A 22,645-nucleotide genomic window follows, 5' to 3' on the forward strand; every position below is an offset into this window, starting at 1 on the left:
CTCACTGAGGGACCAGCCTGTATGACTGGCCAATAACATCACTCCGCGTTGGATGTCTCGCTCTGTGAGCCTTTCTTCCGAAAACCCACGATAGCCTCCTGCAGTTGACCATAGTCATCTAGATCCAATTCCTGAATCAGAGCCTGGTCAACTCCAGCGAGTAACGACATCAAGTGAATTTCTTTATCCGCTTCGTTAGCGTTTTGCTTGTCAGCAATAAGTTGATCGCGAACTTTGGGTCTTCGTACTTTTAAAGTTTCTACTTGGTTGCCTTCAAAAAAGACTGGGTAAATCAATTTAATATCTACCGTTTCAACTGGGTAAGTCATATGGTTCTCCATTACGATAATTGCAAGGCAGCGCGAATACCTTCAAGCATGTCGATGCCCCCTAAACTGCGAACATGATTAATTGGGTCAATTTCAATAAGTACGACACCAGCGCTGACAACTTTGTAGTAATCCAGCTTCATTGTGACTTTCATGGCTTTGTCACGCTGGCTACCTGTATCCTGAGTGTCTCGCTCAATTTTGGTAATCATTCCACCGAGCTCTTCAACCAAGTCCATTGCGTTGCCAGCTCGGTCTGTATATGTGGAACGGACAGAAACCGCTGTACGCGAACCTTGCCGAAACCCAAACAGAGGGAGTACAGCCATATCGATACCAAAGAGAGAAAAGGTCGTTTCCATCGGAGACATTCCATCATCGACAGGAACCGGCATATCCATATCACCGGCTTGGAAGTCAGTCGTCAGTACCTCTAACACCGGTGGTGTGTACTCTTTGGCGTTTCCAGCCTTGCCAATACCATCAACCCAAATGGACCATTTGTTCAGTAAGTTATCACCGGCCATTAGTTAAACACCTCTTCTAGGTAATCGTTATTGAGCCGGCTTCTGAATACAATGTGTTCAGCCGGATATGGAGGACAAAAATCAAAGTCGAAGTAAACCAGCCCTTTTTGAATGGTTGCCGGTGTATTGATTTCGCTATCCGCCCAACATTCGCCGCCAAGAATAGCTCCTAACGATTTGAGTTCACGCAAGTACGAATTGACACCAGAGACCACATCTTCGACGTATGTCTTGGTTATATTTCGGTCGACCGCCCATAAGTGATTCGTTTGGACGCTGTCATTGATTAAATCGGCCGTACGACGAGTTTGCTCAAAAGTCCATTTTGGGTCAGAGCTACACGTCCTATTTCCCCAATGTCTGAAACCGCTTTGTCGAATAATGGTACTGACCTTGTTTTCATTGAGCATGTTAGCTGTCGTTTCAGAGTCACCAAGTGACCAGTCCACTGGTTGAGTAGTGCCAACGATTCCATAAATTTGTTGATTCGATTTGGACCACCAGAACCCTTTTTCACCATCAATTCGAGCACGTAACCCTGCAGCTCGAGCAGAGTATGGACGGTCTATGTTTTTGGATAACGTCGTGTCGTATACAACAACCCAAGGCCATGTAAGTTCAACTCGTTCACTGTACTGACGCGCACGTTTTATCGCATCGGTATATGACGATGTACGACTGCAGTCCAAGTAGGCGATAGCTCTCAACCGTTTTGCTTTCGCTTCCAGTTCAGAAGCAACAGCATCAAACTCACTAAATTCAGGTGCGCATAGAATCCGAGGTGTGTAGCCAGTTTGTGTTTGGCTGTCTAACCATCCTTGCATACCGTCAATAACTGCTGACTGGGTTTCAGCATCAGAATTGCCACCAGCAACACGAACAACAATTACTAAAGCACCGGTTTGGTCAAAAATGTCATCTAAAGCAGCAGCTAAAGTGCCTTCATCACCGAGGTCATCAATACTTTTCCTCGTACCCGCAACGGCCACGGGTACACCCAAAGGAAATGGCTCATCGGAACCATCAGCCAGATAAGACTTAGAAATAGGAGCGACTTCACCAGTCCCAGAACCAAGAGTAGTAACAGAGACTAAAGCACTCAGTTCAGTATTATCGTCAAAGATATCTTTGATTTGACTGGCTGTTGAACTAATTCGTCCCTCATCATCCGTTGCTAATGAAACTGCTATAGCTTGTCCATTTAAGGTAACCTCGACATCACGATTCGCTTGTTGCAACGCGGTCAATTCAATACTAATCGCATTCCCTTGCGTCCCAGGTGATATCGCGGTGAAAACTAAGCCGTCATTCAGAATAGAACTACCAACCGTCAAAGTTGCAGCTGTCGCTTGTGCTGACTTAGGCGCTGTGCCAATCAAGCCAATGACTGCCGATTTCACAGTTTGAATAGGGCGTGAACCATCATCGATTTCGATGACCTCAACGCCATGGAGAAATTGTGTCATGGATAATTCCTACCTTAATGGTATTAAAAAGCCCGTCATTAAGACGGGCTATCAGGATTCAATTGGCTCAGGCCAAGGGTGCTCTTCTTGAATTTTCTTTCTTGCGGCTAGAGCCTGTTTTTCCAACTCTTCGGCTTCGGATATAGCCGCTTCTGATTTGATTAAATAACGCTTGATATAAGCTTCTTCTGTTAGCGGCGAAACCATTTCAACGTAGGCAGCTCGACGCTCATCATCTACTTTATTGTACCTTTCGATATATTGGTTACTTTCGTTAGTGACCCAACGCTCACCGTCCCACTCATCAAAGTGAGTTAGCGGTTTTTCGAGAGTCCAACCTTCCGTTAATGGCCCAAGCTGATTAACTACCTGTTCAACCAAACAGTCTGTTTTGGCATAAGCTATTTTCCCACGATGATCTTCTACAATCTCTGAGCCAATAAACTGCCCTGTATCATTCATGGTCGCAACAGCTACGTATCCAGATCCCGCATCCAAAGGTTTAATTGTTGTTGCGTTTCTAGGAACATGAAATAAGCCTCCACGATATTCAGCAATATTGGACTCTTGTGAGATAACGAAAGTGGACGGATCAACCATCCAGTATTTTTTTGTTTCAACCATAAGTCATCCTTAAATAGCTATCGCCATGGGCCGAGCGACATTTCGAACATTGACACCATCAGTGGAATTTCTTGCTCTTACGCCAACCGAATACGGTGTAGAACGGCCAGTACTGGTATATTCACTCCAGCTACCATCAGATGGAACATCTACAACACGCCGGACATTACCTGTCCATCCACCTGTGGCCAGTTGGGCTAAACCTCCACCACTCGCAGATTGCGAAGTACCTAAAGCACGATCAACATCAATACCTCGTCCCTGGTCTAGAACTCTGAGGTATTCACCTCGAATCTCACCAGTATTGATGTATTCAACGTCATCGGCAGTAAAAACTAACTCAGGATACAAACGAGCCAATCGCCAATAGACTCGTGCTGGGAGATCTACGTTAATTTCCATAACCGCCCACTCGGGCGCCGATACATCAAGCCAGTAAAATGGCATTCCCGTAATGTCACCTTTGTAAGGAATCCAATAGAAAGGCTTATCTATCGCAGACCACCCCACTTGACGGTTGCTTTCATCTAATGGGCTTTTGCCGCTTAGAGATTCAACATTCGAGTACCATTGCCAGTACAACAGCTCCCCTTTTTCTATAGTGGTACAGACTTCACCGCAGGTATAAATACGTGAATTATCATAAGGTTCAAACTGAGCTTGCGCTTTTAAAACATACTGAGGATGTGGATTAACCGCTGCAGTATGTGCCGCATCTTTCTTGTCAACATACTCTCTCGTCGCAAGCACAATTGACGGATCAATTTTCAGCTCAACCGCTGCAGTGGCACTGACTTGTAAAACCATCCGAATCGTCTGAGTTCTACCTGAGCCTTCCGCAAGTATCGGCTTATAAGTCTCAGGGAAATTGCCTATAGCAATTAAGTCATCATCTTCGTCATACAAACCGACTTCTCGAATAGTCCAACCGCCGATGCTTTCTGGTAGAACTTGCTCGCAGACAATCCAATTCAGATTATCTTTATCGACATCGACAGAATTAAGGGCTGCTCTCCTTACTTCGTTAACTAAGGCCGTTTGCTCCTGTTGCGGTGTCGGTAAACTGCCGTTGCCATCTCCTATGGCCATCTGAGTCAATTTGACAGTAAGTCCTAGCGCAGTTGCGTTAGCGAGCTTTGCTTCTCCTACCGTCGTTAAGATTGTGAAATAGGTACTCATAAAGGATATACACTCGCGTCATCTATAATATGTTGGCCATGTGCTTGGTAGTAGTTTCCTTCAACACTAATTAGTGTGGGGAGGTAGGGATAAATTGTTGTAATGTCACCACAATAGTTAATAACGCCAATGAAAGTTCTCCCTACCGTCTGAGCTTGTATATCAAGCCCTAATAGGTGGCTTCGAAGTGGTTTGGCGTCTTCAATAAGGTCTGTCATTTGGCGGTAGACAGCCTCGGTAATTCCCTTGCCCGATACACCAATGATCAACTCAAATGTATGAGGTCTGCCTTTAGGCGATTTTTCCCACCACTCAACGACATTAATTAAAAAACCAAAGGGCTCTACGACTCGCCTTACTGCAGCAATGGTTCCCTTATGTTTGTGAACATAAAACGCAGCTTCGATAGCCGCTCGTTTTTCTTGCTCACTCCAATTGGAATCCCAGCGATCCACAGAATAGCTTTGCGCCAAATAGGGAAGAAACGCCTTAGGACACGTTTGAGGATTCCATAAATCTCGGATAGAAACTTCTAGCGGTGAATTGAGTACATCTACGAGTACTTTTTCTAACTTCGTGGCATTTGGCGGCAAAATACTACTCATCAAGATCTCCACTACTTACCACAATCTGGACGCAATGCCCCGCTTGCTCCTTAGATATCAGAATATCTTCTTGAGGCTCAGTAAGAACGACATTCTGTACTCCTGTGACATGGAGAGAAGCCATTATTGCACTGCGCCGAATACTCCTACCCAACCGAAACTGACCATTGATATAGCGATCCAGGCTAACAAGCGCTTCTTCAACGATAGGCTCAGATTCTGGAGAGTCATCAACATAAATGGTGGCATCAACGCTGTATTCCACCAGCTTTACTGACTGAACAATCACTTCATCGGTTAACGGTCTGACATCTTCTGCATTGAGTGCATTTAGCACGATTTCAATCAGCTCCTGACTTGCTTCTCCATTGTCGTTTCTCGATAAAATAGTCACTAAAACTTCACCTGGATTAGGACTTGTTGCACTAACATCCGCAATTAACGGGTCGGCCGATAGAGCGTGAAAGTAATAGGCGTTCGTTGGTCCCGCCACTGAGATGCCTTCCAAAGCCAATAGGATTCTGCGCCGAAAGTCAGTATCTGGCTCTAACTCCGCTTCCGTTGGAGGAACGGTAGAGCTATCAGCGGGAGAAATCACTAAACGGGCAACGTCATACCGAGCTCCAATGTTATCCAAATCGGTATTTGAAGCGTATGGCAGCAACGTCGCAAGAGCTGCCTCATTGACTCTTTGTCGATCGAGCATTCTGAAATATGCTGCGACTTCAAGCACCTGATATGCGGGGTCTGACTCCACCAGAGCAGAGAACTCAGGGTTTACCGAGACAAGCCTATCTACCATTTCAGATAGAATTGTCTCGTAGCTGATCTCTTCGAGTAACGATGGCGCCGGTAATGATGATAAGTCTTGAATACTCATTCGATCTGAATCCCCTCCATCGTAATGCTTTCACCATTGGGCAAATAAATACCTGTAATCGCTAAAGTAACTTTCCCTTTCGATGCACTTCGAACCTCAACTCGATTAACTCGAATCCTAGGCTCCCAGGTATTTAATGCCTCAGCGGTAGCAGAAATAATGTCCGCAACCGTTTCTGGATTGGTGGGATTATCAATTAGCTCAAAGAGCTTGCTTCCGTAATTACGCCTCATCACTCGAGAGCCTAGGGGTGTTGAAAGTAACTTGCGAATTGATTGCTTTAGATGCTCGACTCCGCTTAAGCGCTTACCGGTATTCATGTCCATACCAATCATCGTTAGTCTCCAGCAAAGACACTTGGGGACCCTGCTGCAACAAGCGAACCGCAATCAATAGGGTCACCAAGCCTGCCTATGGGTAAACCATTTACAAATATGCTTTGAGCTCCCTGTAACAAAACTCCTGTATGGCAGGAAAGAGACGGGTCACAGTGCACTGCCCAAGAATCGCTTTGCCGATGAACTGGCAAACCATTACAAAATACGTTGTCTGAACCTTGGTTACTTGGGCGAGGAACGAAAGCTCCATGCCCAGTACCACCATCACCAAGTCGAGAGATGGCTCTCATAACATGTACTCCTGTAGCCGGCGTTTTCCTTCGTCATAATCATGCGAAACCACAATGTTAAATCGCTGGTTTCTTTCCTCTGTGTAGCGGGTGGATTCACGTGTTTTTATAACCGTTGCGATAACTTCTAACTGATAAATTCGGCTGGCAGTAGATGTTGGTTTGAACTCAATAATTTCCCTTCCTAAAGGCATTTCATCCCAGGACATGACACGCTTGATGCCTTCAGGAGTCCAATAGTCAATATAATCCGGCTTAAACAGTCCGCTAAAGGGAGCCACTTTCAGTGTTACGCCTGTACCGTCTGCTGCAATTTCGAATTGGATTGGTTTTTCGGGTTGTAGCGTCCACTGATAAGACGAAACAACTTCACTAACTCCAGGTTCGTAAGAAATGAGGTGCTCTATAGCCAAATCAGAGTCTTTATGCTCCAGGTCGGTTTGTTCTGGTATCCACGCCATCAGTTAAGATCAATCCTTGTGCCTTTAAGGGATAGGTTACCTTCCGCTTCAATATCGATATCACCACCGGAGTTGATTGATAAGGAATCCTTAGATTCCACAGAAACGGCCCCGAGTGAAGAGATATAAGCATCCCCCTCAACGGATATATCCAACTTCCCGCTTGTAGATAGAGAAAGCGCCCCTTTAATATCTACTTTCAATTCATGCGTTTTTCGGTTGTAGGAAAATGAAGTCCCATCATCAAATTGAGTCATATGCTCAAATTCAGAATGACTTGGAGGGGTATTAGTAGAATCGAGCAAAGATCCAATGACGACTCCAGAAGATAGATCTCCGCTTTCTGATACGATAAGAACTTGCTCACCAATAGAGAGAGGATTCCAATCAGTGCGCCCTTTAACTGACGCCAATCCGGATACCCAAGGTAGCCATCCGGTTACTGCGTTCTCGGCATATTCGACTCGTACTCTTGGTGGTGTTTTTGAAAAATCAACGCTATGAACTCTTCCTCGTTTGACCATATTGCTTAGCCGCCGCTGAATGTCACGGACAATGTAATTAAGTTCGCTCATCAGTTACTTGCTCATATGAATCTTGGTCGTTCAATCCCACTTTAGGCACATAACCAACCTTCACTGTTGAAGGAGTAACACCGGTATATTGAAATTCGTCTTTTCCTATATCGATCTCTTGAGTGAAACGGATTGACCACACAGCATAATCATCCAACTCAGGATTAAAGGCGTCAGGCTCGGCCGAACTGAACACTGCAGGCTCTACCGGTAGACCGAAACGCTCGCCTTCGACAGCGATAGCCAAGGCCATCGCTGCATTTCGTATGTCTAATTGGTATTTATCTTCTGCAATACCCAAAACTGCCAGTAATTCGCAACTCAAGGTAACCGTAAGCTGCCCATTCATTCGTTGATCTTCGCTTCGCTCCCAATCTTGAACAGAAAAGAAAGCACATGGCACAGGTAACGCCGTTTCCGTTTCTGGATAAAAATCCACTAACTTCAACCAATTGACATGCTCTTTTAGCCACTTAACGATCATTTGGTGATAATGGGTTAAATGAATGCCATCACTCATCGTCGTGAAACCCTCCCCTTAAGATCCAAAGAAAAATGCCTGAGAAAAATCTCAGGCACTTGAGCAAATATCTGGTCTTCTATGTCGACCTGAATCGCTTCTTGTATTGGTAACTCTCCCTCTTTGATTGGAAAACGCGTTTTACCAACACGACTGTATATACTCCGGCGCTTTCCGAACTTGGCAATAAACGCTTTATCATTACGATAAGTGGACAATTTGGAGGATGCAGGTGTGAACATTGCCCCTGCCGGTTTCCTTTTTGTTCCGAGTCGGGTTACCTTTCCCTTTAAACGTCCAACGGATAGATCATTAAGGCCAAACCACAGGCGTAATTCATCAAACGCTTTGCCACTCTTATTAAGCCTAAATTTCTGTAGTCTATTGCGTATAGATTTAATGCTTTGCGCCTTGAGATCATCGCGAACTAGTTGCCTGCCTAGCTTATTTAAAGTAACCGCTGTTCTAGATAGCGCTCTGCTGTATGCCTGATTAAATTCCTTATCGGTGGCGCCAAGCATTTGTTGAACAGCATGTAACTCGTCAAGATCAATATCGAATTTCAACGCTTGGAGATTGCTGTCCATTATTGACCCCTAGAACAAGTTTGGTTAACCCCGTGCCATCCGACTCAGGAGGCTTTATAACAATCCATTGTTTATTCGCTACCGTGACCAGGTCACGCACTTCAATACCCAAGGCGTCAACATCTTTTGCGTATAGCTCAGCTTCTTGCGAAGAAACGTATCCACCACCAGGAATAGAACTTAAAACAGATGGGTTATCAAATACACCTTTTAGCTCTCGATGATCATTTCCCTGGTGAACTATCACAGGAATAGAGAACTCATTGATTAGAGCCCGGTCCATTTCACTGACACATACTTGCCAATTACTCATGGTCATCACTTACTTTGTTGCTTTGCGCTTTTCCCTACTTTCGCGTCTTTGTCTGCAAGAATCGCCGCGCCGGCTTGGCGCAAATTTGTTGCTGTATCCACATCGACTTCAACAACTTCGTCAGCAACGGCATGAATGTCTTTACCAATAACAGTGCCACGTGTGATTTTTAATTTTACTTTGTCCATTGAAAATACCTCTGGAGAATGCCCCACGTTCAAATGGGGCATAGTGTTAGGCGCTAGCGGCAACACCTTTGACAAACGATTGTGGGTTTCGGATAGCGACATCAGCCATTTGATGGCACCCGATATCTAAACCACCAGTTTTGCTATTTCGGGTAGGGATAAGTTCAACCATCCCCCAGGTACCAACCATCACATCAGCAAAGTTACCAAAGAGAGAACCACCAACTGGCATTTGTGTAGAGCTATGTGCTTTGTATCCATTACACTCACTGCCCTCGATAACAAATCGACCCGACCCCGCATCTTTTTTAGTTGTTTTGAGAGCGGAATAAACAGTTGGACGGAAAGCGTAAGCTAGAGATCCCATAAGGGCATTTACGTCGTCGAGCTTACCTTCCATTTTGACAATCTCTTCCCAGGAAGGAATACGATTATCTGCATCCGCTAACTCGACAGTTTGAACGCCAGCCGTATTGAGAATACCAAGCGGTTGATTATTGGCGCCTGTACCGATAAAGCCAGCTAAATCAATTGCTAAAGCCATCCCTGTGAGCATATCTTCTCGAACAATTTGTTCGATTGCAGGAGACGATTGGCGCATAAGTTCAAAAGTCATTGGCACGACACCACCCACATGCTTACCGCTCATGGTGATATTACCCACTGTAACTTCAGACTCTTCGGCGTTTTCCTTTTCGGCTACCCAGCCAAATTGAGATGTCGCCGTTTTCTTTGGCATTGATAAGTTGCCATTCAGCCCTGGTAAGAATCGGGCACCTAAACGACCAAGCAAAGTATTTGCTCTGAGAACATCAATAAATTGGTTCGCCATATGCTGCGTTCCGATCAGGCCACTCGCGTTATCGGTATCTGACCGTACCCCCGTTAAAACACTCATCGGTACAACAAGACCACCACCTACAACAGAGCCACCTTGACGAGTCAGCTCTTGTGACATCTCTCGCTCAAAACCAGCATCGGACCAATCACCTGACAGTTGGGCATTTAAAGCGCGTACTAGAGAATATTCTCGATGTTCTTTGCGAAGCATTTCTTCTCCAGTATGTCCCGCTTTAGGAGCTGGTTGTGACGCAATAAACTCAAATGATTTTGAGCGAAACTGATCTACATTCCATCCTTTTTCAATCGCCTCGCGTTTCAACTCAGATAAATCCCAACTAGTCCCGGATGCAGCTCGCTCGAGTTCAATGAGACGTTGACGTTCCTGTTGTCGAATATCTTCTAAGTTAATTGGTTCAGGCATAACCTGAGTGGTTACCTGACGCTCTTCTTGTGAGTCGGGCACCGTCGTAGATGTCGATTGTTCAGACATATCACTGTTATCCTTGTTTTCAAATAAAGATTCTTCACTGCGTCCAACACCAACACTCGCGTCAGCTGGCACAGCAACAATAGAAATTTCCGTTGGTTCCCATTGAGTAATACGAATTGTGTCCGGAGCGCCATTTTCGCCCTTTGTTCGTTCGTATTTTTGAATGTTGTAACCAACACTGATGTGCTTTCGGATACCATCCACGACATCTTGAAATACTTCGTCAGCACGCTTGCCTTTACCAAAACGAAGCGTTGCCCGTCCCCGACGGTCACTGCCGATGTATGCGATCTCAACTACACCAATTTGATCAGTGCGGTTGTGGTCCATTAAAACTGCGCCACCAGAGTTCAATCGTTCCAAATTGACAGACTCAGGCGCATGGTCGAGTACTTCGATACCAAACCAACGCTCGACTTCGATTTCAGACGAGAAAGCAACTTCAACGGTTCGTTTCTCTAAATCAAACTCTCGTTCTCCCTCCAGTAAAATCGAGCGCGTAAGAGATTCATTCTGTATCTTCTTTGGGCTCATCTTCTGCCTCCAGTTTGCTCAGCACTTGTTGAGCCGATATACCTAGCTGTTCCATTAGCTCGTTTTCTTCCGCGATCTCTCGGAATACATCTTCGGGCTCATCACCACGCTCTCGGATAATTTGTGAGAGGGAAACCGTCCGCATGTCATATTGAGTCTTTTTGGCCATAGCCTCGTTCTTGGGGTCCACCCAGTCCCAACGACGTCCAACAAATTGAGCAGGAAGGTAGTAATCAAGTCCTCGAGATAGAGGACGCTGACCAATTGTGATCCGTTGATACAAAAGAGAGGTATCAAGCCATAACTTAAACAATGGCTTTAAAAATGAGTGAATGATCCAACCTTGGATTGTCTTAAAGTATTCTCGGGTTTCCAACATTCCGACTCGAGCGCTGGAGTAATTCACGCCAGATAAATCATTACCTAAAGAGTGGTAGTCAACACCCAAGCCTGATGAAACGCCTTTTAAGATACGTTCAACAAAAGGAGCATAATCTCCAGAAGGATATGTCGGATCAAAAGCTTCGAATTTGAGGCTACCAATGTTCTCAAAAGTACCGGCCTCGGCATTAAGCATCATGTCCCCAGACTCACCATCACCGGTATATTCTTCATCTTCATCAGAGCGGAAAAAGCCCATTTTGGCCGCTCCTATCCTGAACGCTGTAAGAGCTGCTTTTTCTGCTTCGCCGAGTTGAAACAGACGACCTAAGGAAGGCGCAATCCATGGTGTTCCACGCTTTTGGCCGATAAAGTTTTTTCTGAATAGGTGCAGCATTTGAAGAGCAGGAATTCGTGTGCGTTTCTGGCTTTCTTGACTCGCTCCGACTGATGGGTGGTGAGATTGGTAATCGTCATTAATATGGTAAGCAACGGGATTTACGTGAGAGTCATATTCAATTCCCATACGAACAACATTTCCATTATCAAGCTCCTCGTTAAAGTTAATATCGAGCCGGACTGGGTCTATTAATGTAGGAACAATATTGCCATTGCGCTCCACCCGAAGATAACAGAGCGCTTCGCCATCAGTCGCAAGCCCATCAATTAGCAACTGCTCAATCTCAACCAGATTTGAATCTTCAACAAATCTCATCCAAGCGCGCTCAATCGCTTGTCGCGCTGGCCGATCGGGCTTTCCATTGAAGTCGATCACCTTCGAACGTAACTTAAACCCCTGAGCACCAACGATATTGTCTTTTAGGATTTGAATCAGTCGAATTACATAATCATTATTACGGGCTTGATGCCTAGATCTGGCCCTTAATAACTCTAACTGTGCATAACTGACTTGGTCTGCAGTATAAGAATTGGAATCCCAAGAAAAGGTTAACCGATCGGGACTACCTGAGTCGTACATTCGACGCATTTCATTTACGACCATCCGTTGAATTGTATTACTCCTCATCCAATAACCCTTATTGTCTTGGTCCCTTGACCCATTTCTTTTCTTTCAAGCTTCAAGAGTTCAGACTCATAACTTCGTCTAAGCCGCTCGAGCTCCGAGGGCGCTAAATTAGTTGCGCTTCGACCATTAAAAGTGATGGAGGATTTTGCATTCGTCAGTAACCCTAACTGCGCAGATTCAATAGCGGTTAGAGCCTTCTCTAACCAGTCTTTTCTAGCGGCTTGCCTGGTCGTTAATGGCATTTAAAATCCTTTCATTTTGAACCGCCGGCGCGGTTTAGGTTTGGGCTTAGGTGAGGGGTTTTCGACAACCTTGAGATGTTCGGCCAATGCCGCGTAGTTTGGGTTTAAAATTTCTCTTGCCGCTAAGTTATAAACTTCTAAGTCAAATGCTTCATTCCGCTTTCGTATTTTTATCCACTCCAAAACAGCATGCCCTTTGAGATATCTAGTTCGACGCTCTTCTGCAGTAAGTTGTTTAAAGAACTCTTCATCAAATTTGGAGTTAATCGGATAGTGGTAATAACCACTTCCGTGCTCTTGGATTTGCAGATGTGCGATAACGAGCTCTTTACTCGTGTCGGTACCAACAGCGAATAACTTTATTTTCGCTTTGTTGGATGTTGAAGGCCGAGAAACAATAGGACGTCCTATCCCGCCAACTCCTTTAATCGCAAATATTCGTCGGCTTTCTCTAGGCTTAACAAACTTGTACACCTCTTGGGTAAAGTGACCACCTGAATCGATGCAAGTACATGCTATGGGTAGTTTATTCCCTGATTCATGTTGATAGCTTTGACTTAAAAACGAATCCAATTCATTCCAAATATCTGGTTTAGCTAAATCCCCATATAAAATTTTAAAGTCGACTGCCCAGCTCTCTTCTCCTGGCCCCCAAGCTTTAACCTCACATTCGAGGCGATCATCTTGAACATCGACAGCGCATGTCAGGACAACACCACCAAGAGGAATATCAGCGATGTAGTTTTCTCTGCGACGATATAGTTCATCCGAGTCGAGTTTTTCACCCTGCTCTTCCCAGGTTTCACCAAGAATGGTGTTCACAAAGGTTTTTAACTTACCAACATCGTCTTTAGCTTTTAGCCAGTCCAAGACCAAGCGACGCCAGTCAGTAAAAGGTGAATAGGCTGACCAAATATGAAAACTGACGAACTCTGGAGTATCTGCATGTCGATCATCAATCGTTGTCCAGCGCATACCATCTTGAGTTGCTAAGTTCGCGTTTCTATCTCTCCAAATCCCTTTATATTGCTGCGGCATCCATTCAGCGTAAGTACCTAGAACACCACAGTGCGCACATAAATAAGCAACGCTAGAGGGATCAGAGTTTTGAAACTTCATACCAAAATCAGCATCTGGCCCACCCCACTGAAAATATTGAAGCTCGCCACAGTGAGGACACGGTAATTCATAGTGCAGCATTACACCGCTTTCTTTACAGGCTCTTTCTATCTGGCATTCATGTTTATTTTTTGGCGTCGAACCGCGAATAGACTTACCAAAAACAGAGCCCTCTAGACGCCGATCACCTAAGAACGTTGGAGCCCCCTCTTTCTCGACATCAGCAGGAAATGCAGCAAGCTCATCGTAAATCACTGTATCTACTGATTTTTCACGATAGTTCTTAGCCGCTGTCCCACCCAAGCACCATAGTTGGCGTTTATTAGAAAATTTCTTAGTATCAAGCGTGTTGTCTCGATGCTTCTTGCCATACCAAGGGGCAAGAGCTTTAACGACAGGAACATCACGAATCATTGATTCGATATGGGCTTTCATGAACCCCGATGCAGCTGCGTCAGTAGGCTGAAACAACAACTGATTGCGTTTTTTGTGCTCGAGCATATAAGCCAGAGCAGCTTTCAACATTTGTGAATATCCGACACGAGCGGACTTCATCAGGTTAACGACTCTGATTTCATCGTTCCCCATGCTATTAAGTATCGCCACCTGGAAGGGAAGAGTTTCCCAACGACCTTCCAGATAAGATGATTCAGCAGATAGAAAGAAATGCTCATCAGCCCACTCAACGGCCGTCATTGGCATTGGGCGCCAAAAAGTTGATAGACCCTTTTTCACTGCAGCTTGAAAGTTACTCAGTTGTTTCTCGGATATAGTCATCTAATATCTCCGGCAATGATCTTTCTAATCTGCTTAATGCATTCAGGGCCTTGGCTAATTCGCGTTTAATATTCTCCGTTTGGATAGTGCTTAGTTCTGGATGCTTTCGGATGATATTCAGCGGCAAACTATCGATAACACCGGACGCTTCCGCCGACACTTTGGCTAATGCGTATGTAGCGAAATCTGCAGGTACCACTTCCTGTGTTGCGATTTGATTTTTTAGCTCCTGGCTATCAGCCTGAGCTTTGGTCAATCGGTAGCGTTCATATTCCAGACTACCCTCTTCAAAATCATCCTGTTCAACAGTAGCTTTACTGCTACTCGCCAAGTGCCGAAGGTAATGGATATAAGCTTTGCGGCATGATTCAAGGTGTAATCCTCCAGGACCTTTTGCCGCCGGTAGGACCCCATCTTTGATGAGGTTTCGCACCTGACGATCGGAGATATCTAGGTGCTCACCAACCTCTTTTTGTGTGCTCATAAGTACCTATCAAAAAGCGGAAACGGAAACGGGTTTTGGAAAGGCTCGTAAATAGAAAATTCTCGCGCGTGCTGGACCCACAATGCTCAGGCTCTAGGAAGGACCCAAATCATCTATAAGGCATTGAGTTTTAATGTAATCTTGAAGATATTTAATTTGCTGACTGTTCTGCGACATCATTCGTCTGAGACGTAGATAATCTTCTCTAGCTGTTTCGCTAAGTCTTGGGGACTTTGCATTGCCCAAGCTTCTGGGACTGGAGGTACTATGCACTGCTTCTGAACAGATAGCGTTGACGCGCAAGCGCTGAGTAGCAGAGCGCAACTGCTCACCAAGAGTATCGATCTCCTGATTCGCTTCACTGAGTTGCTTGGCATGTTTGACCCCGATCGCAGCGTACTTTTCTAACTTTCTACGTTGCTCTTGATTAAGGTTGATTTGTTCATTGAGTTCCGTTGTCTTGGCCGATAACTTTGTCTCGATGACTTGACGACGAGAGTGCTCGATAAACCAAGCAGACACCAAGCTAACCACTAAAGCCACGACTAAGAACCAAGCGGCTATTGATATTGTTCGGCTAAACATATCTCTCGCTCTATTGCTCTTCTTGTAACTAGTCCCTTCCAAACCTTTCCAGCGGCATACACCCAACGTTTAAGCTCGTTACAAGCGCTGATTATATCACCTTGATTGAGCTTCCTTAGTAGAGTTGATGTTTTAAAAGCGCCAACGCCAACGTTATAAGTAAATGAATAGAGCGCGGCCTTCTGGGATTCAGTGATAGTCGCAGTAATGAGTGGATCAACCTCTGCCTTGATGACTTTCAGTTGGCGCTCCAATAAAGCATCACATTCTGACTGGGTATAAGTTTTTCCTTCGATAACATCTGGTCCCGTCATTCCATAGCAAACAGTTAAAACACCGGCGACATCCCGATAAGGTTTGTATTCAATACCTTCCAGAGGCTTAACCATTGCCGTAGCCAGTAGTAATGCGCCGACACCAGAGGCGGCTAGCTTACTGACGTTACGGCTGATGCTCATTTCTTAGGTCTTCCTTACGCTTGTAATACCAATTCACTAGAAAGTTGCCAACAGCACATAACGCGCCAATTAATATGGCCCATTTCTCTAAGGTTACCGTTCCCATTACGGTGGTTAGCCATGCCCAAAAATAAGCGACTGGGCTGGAATATTTTTCAGGCATACGCATATCCACCCCCTACTGGAGTGCCCTTTATTTAGCTAAGAGATCAAAAAAGCCCCGCGAAAGCGAGGCTATGAATGGAATGTTAGAGGCATAAAAAAACCGCCTATCAGGCGGTCAATTTAAGTATGTATATTTATCCATACTAGATATATACACACTATTATGCCCCGTTTTTATTTTCAAGTTCTTTTTTGAATAATTTACGAGCAGCTTTGTCATAGCCAATCAGTAAGGTGCGAATGCATTGAATATGTTTATCCCAGTCAGCCCAGTGATTCTGGTAGAAACGCACTCGTTTTTTCTTAAATGATTCACTGCTTTCTTGCTTATCAAGACAATCAACTTCGACTAAAACATGAATCAGATAAGAGCGGGTCAGCGAAGGAGAGTATTTTACTCCATCGATATCCTGGCATGTTTGAGCGCCACCAATTTGCTCTAACGCTAAACCACCAGCGACAACTGGAATTAAAGCTTGAATACGATCATGAGTCCGTTTTTGAATCATGATGCCCTGCTCCGCAGAAGCAACTACCCAATCATTTAAAACACTTTCAAAAAGGCGAGTTTTGTTATCCGTTGAATTCCACAGAGGAGAAGCGTAGGCGAAGAGACTCCAATCTGCTAAGTGCTGTGCTTTGGCGGCCATGCGTTCAACAGCTGCCAAAACTTTAGCACCATCTAGCTTAGAACCAATTTCAATATCTGCAGCTCCATAGTTTCCACTACTAGAACCATCACTATACTTGGCTCGGATACCTTCAGTCGCCATACCAATGGCAGCTGACATATCCCAACGCTCGATGTTTGTTACCAATCCCATCGCTAAACCTCTTGTGAACACGATAAAAGAACTGTATATACATACAGCTCAAATTTCAACAATAAGAATCTAATTAGCCGTGAGTACTATCGACAAATCAAGCTCTACCTATCTAGTTGCTAAAGTCAAAGCCAAGAGATATTGCAAGCCATAAGTCACTATCATCTTCGAATTTCGGCCTATCACTTTTACTCACTTTATCGGCCCCTAATACAAAACCAAGATTAAAATCATTCTTGATTTCAAAGAGTAAGCCACCACCAAAACTCAAACCAAATAAATTGGTTGAGTCTCCCGATTGGTCCTTGCCTTGTAGAGATGTAGGTCCAGCAAAACCCACGAGAGTGGCCTCTAAACCTATATTGCTCCAATCTATCCGGTAACCAGCAAATGGAGCGACAGTTACAGCACCACCGAAGTTCTTAGAATCCGTATAATATTTATAAGGAACTAATAAAACACCGTAGCTAAAACCAGACATCACCGCGTTATCAGGAATAAAACCGCCTTTGTTTATCTCTGCACGTACTAGCTGGCGTCTTGGCAAATATTCTGCTGTTTCGTTCACACAGTAATACGTGGGTGTTTTACCTTCGGCAACTTGTTCGCTAATAGCTTTTGCTCTCAAATCGTCAGTATTTGCTTTTGCGATCTGAGCACCGAGCAATACACTTTGCCTCAGTTTTTCCTCATCCCTTCGATCGCTTTTGCTAGTCCAGCCCCAATTAGAAACACGATAAACTTCATAAGTCTTATCGTCATAGGCTTGCACCCTTACCTCCTCTCCAGAAGGCAAACAGTACTTACTGTTACTACCCGAATCTTCCAGTACAACGTCATAAGGGAAAGACAATTTATCTCCCTTATACTTTCCTTCGCTATTAACAATGTTAGCGTTTGTAGTTGTATCATTAGGTCTTAGAGGTTCATCTTGATTTTCTGCACTAGCACCTGCTGATGAAAAAAGCACTATAGCTAGTATTGAAAAGCCACTTATAGATTTACTCATCGTGCCACCGACTGTCGTTATTGTTGTGAATTATGGTTTATATAAAAACATTAGAATAAAAAATGGCACTTGCTATATCGATAAGACCTGTCATACGACAAATTTTAATGAAAATCATGAAACCGGCGGACTAAATAAATAGATATAACTCGAATAGCAGGTATTCAGGCTTTCCATGTTTGTATCCACGTAATACGCTCTCCTCTGATATCCTTCGCTTGTCACGGCCGCCCTGAGGGGCGGCTATTTTTTTAAGCTCAACAAGACAGCCCTCCTTCATACACAAGAAACCACCAGTTCGATTACAATACCATCACTCCATATGTGACCATCTGACTTTTGCTATAGCGCATCACCATACCTTATCCTGTAAGGTCAGACATAAATTTGGGGTGAGAGTCAAAAACTAAAAATTAAATTTAATTTAACATCCCTCTTTAATAGAAGAGACGTATAAGTAAGGAAAGATAAAAGTAATTTATGAGATTCATGGTTAAAACTAGAGAAATAAAAACAGTTGAAAATTACGAGTGGATTCTAACGGAGTTTAGCTTAGGAGACCCATCATTGTCTCATAAGGTATATATAATCGATTACAGAGAAAAGACAATAAAGATAATTTTAATTGATGACTTTGAAATTAATTCATCCCAAGAAAACCTTTCATTATCCATAAAAAGGATGGCATATAATATATATGTCATGAGTAAAAAAATAGATAAAAGTTCAGCATTAAATCAATGTAGAAGAAAGCTTATACCTACGCTGTCTGGACTGATAAAATCAACAGACGATTATAGCCATTGGCTCATCTCAGCAGATAAAACAAATCATCTGAGTATCTTAATTAACATATATGACAATAAAAAAATGGGTTATACCTTCTTAACATCAGAAACAAAAACGCTAAGGCCAGAAGAAGCTATGGTTCTATCAAATATATTGAGAAATGAGAATATAATAAAATTTAAAGACTTACACTGAGTTTTATAGAGACAAGAAGAAGATATAAAATCAATAAGTCCCCCCTATTCTTACCTACCTTTCAAGCTGAAAAACTTAAAATTACAACTTTATGTCTAGTTAAATGGTGTTGTAAATTTCTAGGTTAGACAATACTCTATTCGTATACTATATTTAAAAGTTATTGAACCTATATACTTATATATCATCGGTCTAAGGATAAGCCCAATGATTAAAATAATAAATACAACTGTCCCATTTACTTGGGTCTTATACGCTCTAGGTTGGCATTTTTTTCTCAAACCTTTAGGAACCGCTCAAACTACACATTTAGATACTTTCTTCTTACTTTACTATATCTTCGTTCCCATCAGTGTCTTTTGGGGGCTATGTTACTCTTTACACGAGAGAATGTGGTTTTGGGTAGTAGGTTTCATTCTTTTTGGCGTTATACCGGAATTGATAATTTTACCAGGATGGGTAGCTGATTGCGTGAGCTACTTTTCTCTTTTATAAAGTCTAAGACATCCACTTAATCTCTCAGAACAATCCATCAGGCAGTTTTTACTATCTTACGCCTTACAACACCTCTCTAGAAAGATAATCGCACATAGTCACATTTATAAACTTTACCAATGAAATAACTACCAGCTTTGTTATGATGTCTAAATATAATTTTTCCATATAAAACAAGGCGTTAAAATGACTAGCCAAAGTGATGATTTTAACTACCCTTTCCCACCAAAACACCACAAAGGGTACTGGATTACAGCACCAATGACCTATGAGGAAGCAGTACAAGCTTTCCATGCTCAAAGTGAAAAAGATCAGATGATGATGAAAAATCCGGTTGGAAACTCACCAGCTAAAACAGAGAGCCATGACTTTCCTTTTCCACCCAAGCGCTCAATGTTTTGGGAAAACGACACAAGCTACGATGTCGGATATGATGAAGCTGTAAATCTGTTTAGCGGACAAGATCCAACTAAGCAGTCAATGATGGCCAATCCTTTAATGTCTCAAGCTGAGCAGGGCTTGGCTGATAGACAGCAGGAAGTCAGAGATCGAATTCTTCAGACAAAAGAAGAAAGGCTATCAAATGATACTTGGTTACCAGTGCAAGCAGAATATCCTGTTCTGATATACGAAACTCAACGTCAAATGAATGACGAAAGCGCTCCTGATATGCTGTTTGGTGACGAATCAAAGCAAAAAATTCAAAACTATGGGTATAACCAACCTTTTCGTGGTTACTACTCAGAGCGTGAAGGCTACCATATGCCAGGAGAAGATCAGTTCACTTTATCAGTCCAAGAACACCTTTCTAGAATGAGGAGCTTAGCTTCCGCTTTCTCATGGACTGGAGTAACTAAAGATGTTTATGATGAAATGGTTGATAAATTTGAGGAGAATCAAGGTGGACACTTTACTAGTGTATTATTAGATGAGGCCCTTAAAGAGCATTCAACAACTAAAGTTTTCCATAACAAGCTAAAAGAAATAATCTCAAATCATCTTTTTAAAAATCAGTATTCTCTCAATGAGAGCATACTAAATGAATCGTCAACAGAACTGTCAGATAGCAACTCTGGGGTTAGCTTACCAAAATTCAATGAAGATATAGATATTTATAATGGTACCGTCTTGTGTGTTCACGATGTATGGGCTGTAAAAGTATATGCCGATAAGCTTGAATACCTAAACAATAAAATTAGAGGCACTTTGCGCTATGAAATTCAAGACCACTTTGGGCTAGACAGTCCTGATGTCAATCATCCCAGTCCATTTGGTAATTGGCTGAATAAATATGAATTATCTAAAGGGTTCAGGTCATGGTATATCTTACAGCATTATGCAAACTACGCCTTCCGACCGTTTTTTACAGACATTAACTTTATGCTTGAGCTACGATAAATGAACACACATAGATTCAACACTATAGCCCCACTTATAGGAATACTGATATTTTGGGCTTGGTGGATTCTCCCAATATTTAAAGATTTAGGCCTTTTTGGTGGTTTCTTTCTTATGTATATAGTCACTCCTTTTTCTACAATTTGGGGGCTATGTTACTCAATATATAAAAAAGACTGGCTGTGGATTTCTATATTTTCTCTCATTGGCGTCTTGCCTTGGATAAGTTTCCGCTTTGGGCCAGAGTGGCTATTTACAGCTATTTTTGAGCCAATAGCTCACTGAGTAAGTGACCACCTTAGAACAAACCTAATAGTTTTAGGTTATGGATAGCTGTGTTTGGTGCTATGGGGAGCATTCCTTAACTATTTATCTTTCAGACTGACCTCATACATACATCCATCTATTAACTCCAAAATTCTGGCTACTAAATGAACATGAAAATCCATAAATTTAATACATATATCCCACTGGTCTTAATCATTCTTGGCTGGCACTGGTATCTCTTCCCAAGCCGTTCCGGAGATGACTTAGGGTTAGGTACCTTTTTTATAGAGGCTTATGTCATCGCTCCATTAGCAACCATTTGGGGATTCAGCTATTCCATAATTAGAAAACTTTGGGTTTGGATAAGCATATTTACCGCTATTGGCATTATTCCAGAATTAGTATTTTTCTTAAAACCCGAGTGGCTATTCTAAAGCCTTCACGATGACAGTGAGGATCTCGCTATGCCAATCAGTTTGAATATAATTGTTCCAGCATTAGGATTGCTTTCCGCTTGGATATGGTTCCTTTTCCCCAGTTTAAGGGACGAACAGACTGCTATGGGAACGTATGTAATCTTGTACTTCCTAGTAGCTCCAGTATCTATTGCGTGGGGAGGGGCGTACTCCCTTGAAAAAAAACTTTGGCCTTGGTTAGCTGTTTTTATCCTTCTCGGTTTAATTCCTGAGCTTATTTTTGTTTTTAGTGATGTCTAGAACGTTAAATATTGTAATTCCGCTAGTTGGGATTTTTTATGTCTTATGGTGGCACTTTTTCCCTGGCCAATCAGAATTGTCAGACCCTGGACTAGCCGGATTTTTCCTACTTTATTTTGTTTTAGCTCCCATAGCTATCATTTGGGGATTATCTTATGCCTTCTACAAAAAAATGTGGATATGGGTAGCGGTGTTTAGTGCTATTGGGGTCATTCCTGAACTATTTATCTTTCCAGGCTGGCCTCAAACACTCTTCTACGTAACTCTAAACTCCATGACTAATTAAATGAGCCTGAAAGCCTATAAATTTAATACGTATACCCCAATATCCTTAATTCTTCTTGGCTGGCATTGGTATCTCTTTCCAATATCTTCGGGAGCGGAATCAGGGTTAGGTAGCTTTTTTGTTGAGGCCTATATCGTTGCTCCATTAGGGACCATTTGGGGATTTAGTTATTCGCTATTTCGCAAGATTTGGATATGGCTCGGAATCTTTACCGTTATCGGTATCATCCCAGAATTGCTCTTTTTCTTAAAACCAGATTGGTTGTTCTAAACCTATTTTATAATTCTACCGTAAATTTCCCCTAGCTTAACAACTCCAAAGCAAGGGGAAAGTCGAATAACCCACCATCTCTCCGCTAGTTTCGCCAGCAAAAGTTAACCGAACGATCCATCAAGAAAAGCAGATGTAGAATTCTGGTCTACTGGCTCGCAAAATACATTATATTCCGTCCGTAGTTTAGTAACCTCAGTTTACAGTACGTATTTTATAATTCAGTAGGTCAGAATGTAGTGGTCAACTAAAATTGGCCACGGTTTTAGAGTTTTCCCAATACAGTCGTTCAGACTCATTAGGTGTCAGCCCACCATTATATTGATGTGGCCTGAGTTGGCTGTAGTAGCCCGTGATGTATCGAGTTATATGTTCTCTCGCTTCGCTAAAACTCCGATAACCCGACACT

The 22,645-nt window shown here is 43.1% G+C and carries 28 protein-coding genes and 1 pseudogene; 4 read left to right on the forward strand and 25 right to left on the reverse strand.

Features of this window, described 5'->3' with window-relative positions:
• Nucleotides 1–38: 38 nt before the first annotated feature.
• From ACFFUV_RS17205 to ACFFUV_RS17320, 24 genes are all read right to left on the reverse strand, one after another.
• Nucleotides 39–329 carry a phage tail assembly protein gene (locus ACFFUV_RS17205; RefSeq protein WP_390195086.1) on the reverse strand — a complete coding sequence of 97 codons (291 nt, stop codon included), beginning with the start codon at nucleotides 327–329 and terminating at the stop codon, nucleotides 39–41.
• A gap of 11 nt (nucleotides 330–340) precedes the next feature.
• On the reverse strand, nucleotides 341–856 hold the full coding sequence (locus ACFFUV_RS17210) for a phage major tail tube protein (RefSeq protein ID WP_390195088.1): 516 nt from the start codon (nucleotides 854–856) through the stop codon (nucleotides 341–343).
• Entirely contained in the window at nucleotides 856–2,322 is a 1,467-nt protein-coding gene (locus ACFFUV_RS17215; protein WP_390195091.1) for a phage tail sheath C-terminal domain-containing protein, read from the reverse strand. Before ACFFUV_RS17215 ends, ACFFUV_RS17210 begins: the two co-directional genes overlap by 1 nt.
• Before the next feature lie 51 nt (nucleotides 2,323–2,373).
• On the reverse strand, nucleotides 2,374–2,946 hold the full coding sequence (locus ACFFUV_RS17220) for a hypothetical protein (protein WP_390195093.1): 573 nt from the start codon (nucleotides 2,944–2,946) through the stop codon (nucleotides 2,374–2,376).
• 9 nt (nucleotides 2,947–2,955) lie between these two features.
• Nucleotides 2,956–4,125, reverse strand: coding sequence for a phage tail protein (locus tag ACFFUV_RS17225; protein ID WP_390195095.1), 1,170 nt, complete (start codon nucleotides 4,123–4,125; stop codon nucleotides 2,956–2,958).
• Nucleotides 4,122–4,730, reverse strand: a complete 609-nt coding sequence (locus ACFFUV_RS17230) for a phage tail protein I (protein ID WP_390195097.1) — start codon at nucleotides 4,728–4,730, stop codon at nucleotides 4,122–4,124. Before ACFFUV_RS17230 ends, ACFFUV_RS17225 begins: the two co-directional genes overlap by 4 nt.
• A complete protein-coding gene (locus tag ACFFUV_RS17235; RefSeq protein WP_390195099.1) occupies nucleotides 4,723–5,610 on the reverse strand; it encodes a baseplate assembly protein in 888 nt (295 codons plus the stop codon). Before ACFFUV_RS17235 ends, ACFFUV_RS17230 begins: the two co-directional genes overlap by 8 nt.
• Complete coding sequence (locus ACFFUV_RS17240) at nucleotides 5,607–5,945, reverse strand: GPW/gp25 family protein (RefSeq protein WP_390195101.1); 339 nt, start codon at nucleotides 5,943–5,945, stop codon at nucleotides 5,607–5,609. Before ACFFUV_RS17240 ends, ACFFUV_RS17235 begins: the two co-directional genes overlap by 4 nt.
• Nucleotides 5,946–5,947: 2 nt before the next feature.
• Nucleotides 5,948–6,238, reverse strand: coding sequence for a PAAR domain-containing protein (locus ACFFUV_RS17245; RefSeq protein WP_390195103.1), 291 nt, complete (start codon nucleotides 6,236–6,238; stop codon nucleotides 5,948–5,950).
• A complete protein-coding gene (locus ACFFUV_RS17250; RefSeq protein WP_390195106.1) occupies nucleotides 6,235–6,699 on the reverse strand; it encodes a hypothetical protein in 465 nt (154 codons plus the stop codon). Before ACFFUV_RS17250 ends, ACFFUV_RS17245 begins: the two co-directional genes overlap by 4 nt.
• Entirely contained in the window at nucleotides 6,699–7,274 is a 576-nt protein-coding gene (locus tag ACFFUV_RS17255; protein ID WP_390195108.1) for a phage baseplate assembly protein V, read from the reverse strand. Before ACFFUV_RS17255 ends, ACFFUV_RS17250 begins: the two co-directional genes overlap by 1 nt.
• The gene (locus tag ACFFUV_RS17260; RefSeq protein WP_390195110.1) at nucleotides 7,261–7,794 is read right to left on the reverse strand and encodes a hypothetical protein; all 534 of its coding nucleotides are present in this window, start codon (nucleotides 7,792–7,794) and stop codon (nucleotides 7,261–7,263) included. The genes ACFFUV_RS17255 and ACFFUV_RS17260 overlap by 14 nt, the downstream gene beginning before the upstream one ends.
• On the reverse strand, nucleotides 7,791–8,381 hold the full coding sequence (locus ACFFUV_RS17265; RefSeq protein WP_390195112.1) for a phage tail protein: 591 nt from the start codon (nucleotides 8,379–8,381) through the stop codon (nucleotides 7,791–7,793). The genes ACFFUV_RS17260 and ACFFUV_RS17265 overlap by 4 nt, the downstream gene beginning before the upstream one ends.
• On the reverse strand, nucleotides 8,344–8,694 hold the full coding sequence (locus ACFFUV_RS17270) for a head-tail joining protein (protein ID WP_390195114.1): 351 nt from the start codon (nucleotides 8,692–8,694) through the stop codon (nucleotides 8,344–8,346). Before ACFFUV_RS17270 ends, ACFFUV_RS17265 begins: the two co-directional genes overlap by 38 nt.
• 5 nt (nucleotides 8,695–8,699) lie before the next feature.
• Nucleotides 8,700–8,882 (reverse strand): hypothetical protein, encoded by a 183-nt coding sequence (locus ACFFUV_RS17275; protein WP_390195116.1) that lies wholly within the window; start codon nucleotides 8,880–8,882, stop codon nucleotides 8,700–8,702.
• Nucleotides 8,883–8,928: 46 nt separating this feature from the next.
• Nucleotides 8,929–10,749, reverse strand: a complete 1,821-nt coding sequence (locus tag ACFFUV_RS17280) for a phage major capsid protein (protein WP_390195118.1) — start codon at nucleotides 10,747–10,749, stop codon at nucleotides 8,929–8,931.
• Nucleotides 10,724–12,157 carry a phage portal protein gene (locus ACFFUV_RS17285; protein ID WP_390195120.1) on the reverse strand — a complete coding sequence of 478 codons (1,434 nt, stop codon included), beginning with the start codon at nucleotides 12,155–12,157 and terminating at the stop codon, nucleotides 10,724–10,726. The genes ACFFUV_RS17280 and ACFFUV_RS17285 overlap by 26 nt, the downstream gene beginning before the upstream one ends.
• Before the next feature lie 242 nt (nucleotides 12,158–12,399).
• Nucleotides 12,400–14,295: a phage terminase large subunit family protein gene (locus ACFFUV_RS17290; RefSeq protein WP_390195122.1), complete on the reverse strand. Its 1,896-nt coding sequence runs from the start codon at nucleotides 14,293–14,295 to the stop codon at nucleotides 12,400–12,402.
• Nucleotides 14,267–14,779 (reverse strand): terminase small subunit, encoded by a 513-nt coding sequence (locus ACFFUV_RS17295; RefSeq protein WP_390195124.1) that lies wholly within the window; start codon nucleotides 14,777–14,779, stop codon nucleotides 14,267–14,269. Before ACFFUV_RS17295 ends, ACFFUV_RS17290 begins: the two co-directional genes overlap by 29 nt.
• A 93-nt stretch (nucleotides 14,780–14,872) precedes the next feature.
• A complete protein-coding gene (locus ACFFUV_RS17300; protein ID WP_390195126.1) occupies nucleotides 14,873–15,364 on the reverse strand; it encodes a lysis protein in 492 nt (163 codons plus the stop codon).
• Nucleotides 15,340–15,822, reverse strand: a complete 483-nt coding sequence (locus ACFFUV_RS17305) for a lysozyme (protein WP_390195128.1) — start codon at nucleotides 15,820–15,822, stop codon at nucleotides 15,340–15,342. The genes ACFFUV_RS17300 and ACFFUV_RS17305 overlap by 25 nt, the downstream gene beginning before the upstream one ends.
• Nucleotides 15,806–15,985, reverse strand: a complete 180-nt coding sequence (locus tag ACFFUV_RS17310; protein WP_390195130.1) for a phage holin family protein — start codon at nucleotides 15,983–15,985, stop codon at nucleotides 15,806–15,808. The genes ACFFUV_RS17305 and ACFFUV_RS17310 overlap by 17 nt, the downstream gene beginning before the upstream one ends.
• Before the next feature lie 163 nt (nucleotides 15,986–16,148).
• Nucleotides 16,149–16,811: a hypothetical protein gene (locus ACFFUV_RS17315; RefSeq protein WP_390195132.1), complete on the reverse strand. Its 663-nt coding sequence runs from the start codon at nucleotides 16,809–16,811 to the stop codon at nucleotides 16,149–16,151.
• Between the two features lie 112 nt (nucleotides 16,812–16,923).
• On the reverse strand, nucleotides 16,924–17,820 hold the full coding sequence (locus ACFFUV_RS17320) for a hypothetical protein (RefSeq protein WP_390195134.1): 897 nt from the start codon (nucleotides 17,818–17,820) through the stop codon (nucleotides 16,924–16,926).
• Nucleotides 17,821–18,309: 489 nt separating this feature from the next.
• Between ACFFUV_RS17320 and ACFFUV_RS17325 the strand changes: the two genes are divergently transcribed.
• The 4 genes from ACFFUV_RS17325 to ACFFUV_RS17340 all read left to right on the forward strand — a co-directional run bounded on the left by ACFFUV_RS17325 (nucleotide 18,310) and on the right by ACFFUV_RS17340 (nucleotide 22,236).
• Nucleotides 18,310–18,804, forward strand: a complete 495-nt coding sequence (locus ACFFUV_RS17325) for a hypothetical protein (RefSeq protein WP_390195136.1) — start codon at nucleotides 18,310–18,312, stop codon at nucleotides 18,802–18,804.
• Between the two features lie 681 nt (nucleotides 18,805–19,485).
• On the forward strand, nucleotides 19,486–20,697 hold the full coding sequence (locus ACFFUV_RS17330) for a DUF3289 family protein (protein ID WP_390195138.1): 1,212 nt from the start codon (nucleotides 19,486–19,488) through the stop codon (nucleotides 20,695–20,697).
• A gap of 431 nt (nucleotides 20,698–21,128) precedes the next feature.
• Nucleotides 21,129–21,398 carry a hypothetical protein gene (locus ACFFUV_RS17335; RefSeq protein WP_390195140.1) on the forward strand — a complete coding sequence of 90 codons (270 nt, stop codon included), beginning with the start codon at nucleotides 21,129–21,131 and terminating at the stop codon, nucleotides 21,396–21,398.
• 568 nt (nucleotides 21,399–21,966) lie between these two features.
• The gene (locus ACFFUV_RS17340) at nucleotides 21,967–22,236 is read left to right on the forward strand and encodes a hypothetical protein (RefSeq protein WP_390195142.1); all 270 of its coding nucleotides are present in this window, start codon (nucleotides 21,967–21,969) and stop codon (nucleotides 22,234–22,236) included.
• Nucleotides 22,237–22,479: 243 nt separating this feature from the next.
• Here the strand turns inward: ACFFUV_RS17340 and ACFFUV_RS17345 are convergent.
• A pseudogene (locus tag ACFFUV_RS17345) lies at nucleotides 22,480–22,645 on the reverse strand (IS3 family transposase); the annotation flags it as partial.

Origin of the sequence: Vibrio olivae (assembly GCF_042428525.1) — a bacterium.
Taxonomy (GTDB): domain Bacteria; phylum Pseudomonadota; class Gammaproteobacteria; order Enterobacterales; family Vibrionaceae; genus Vibrio; species Vibrio olivae.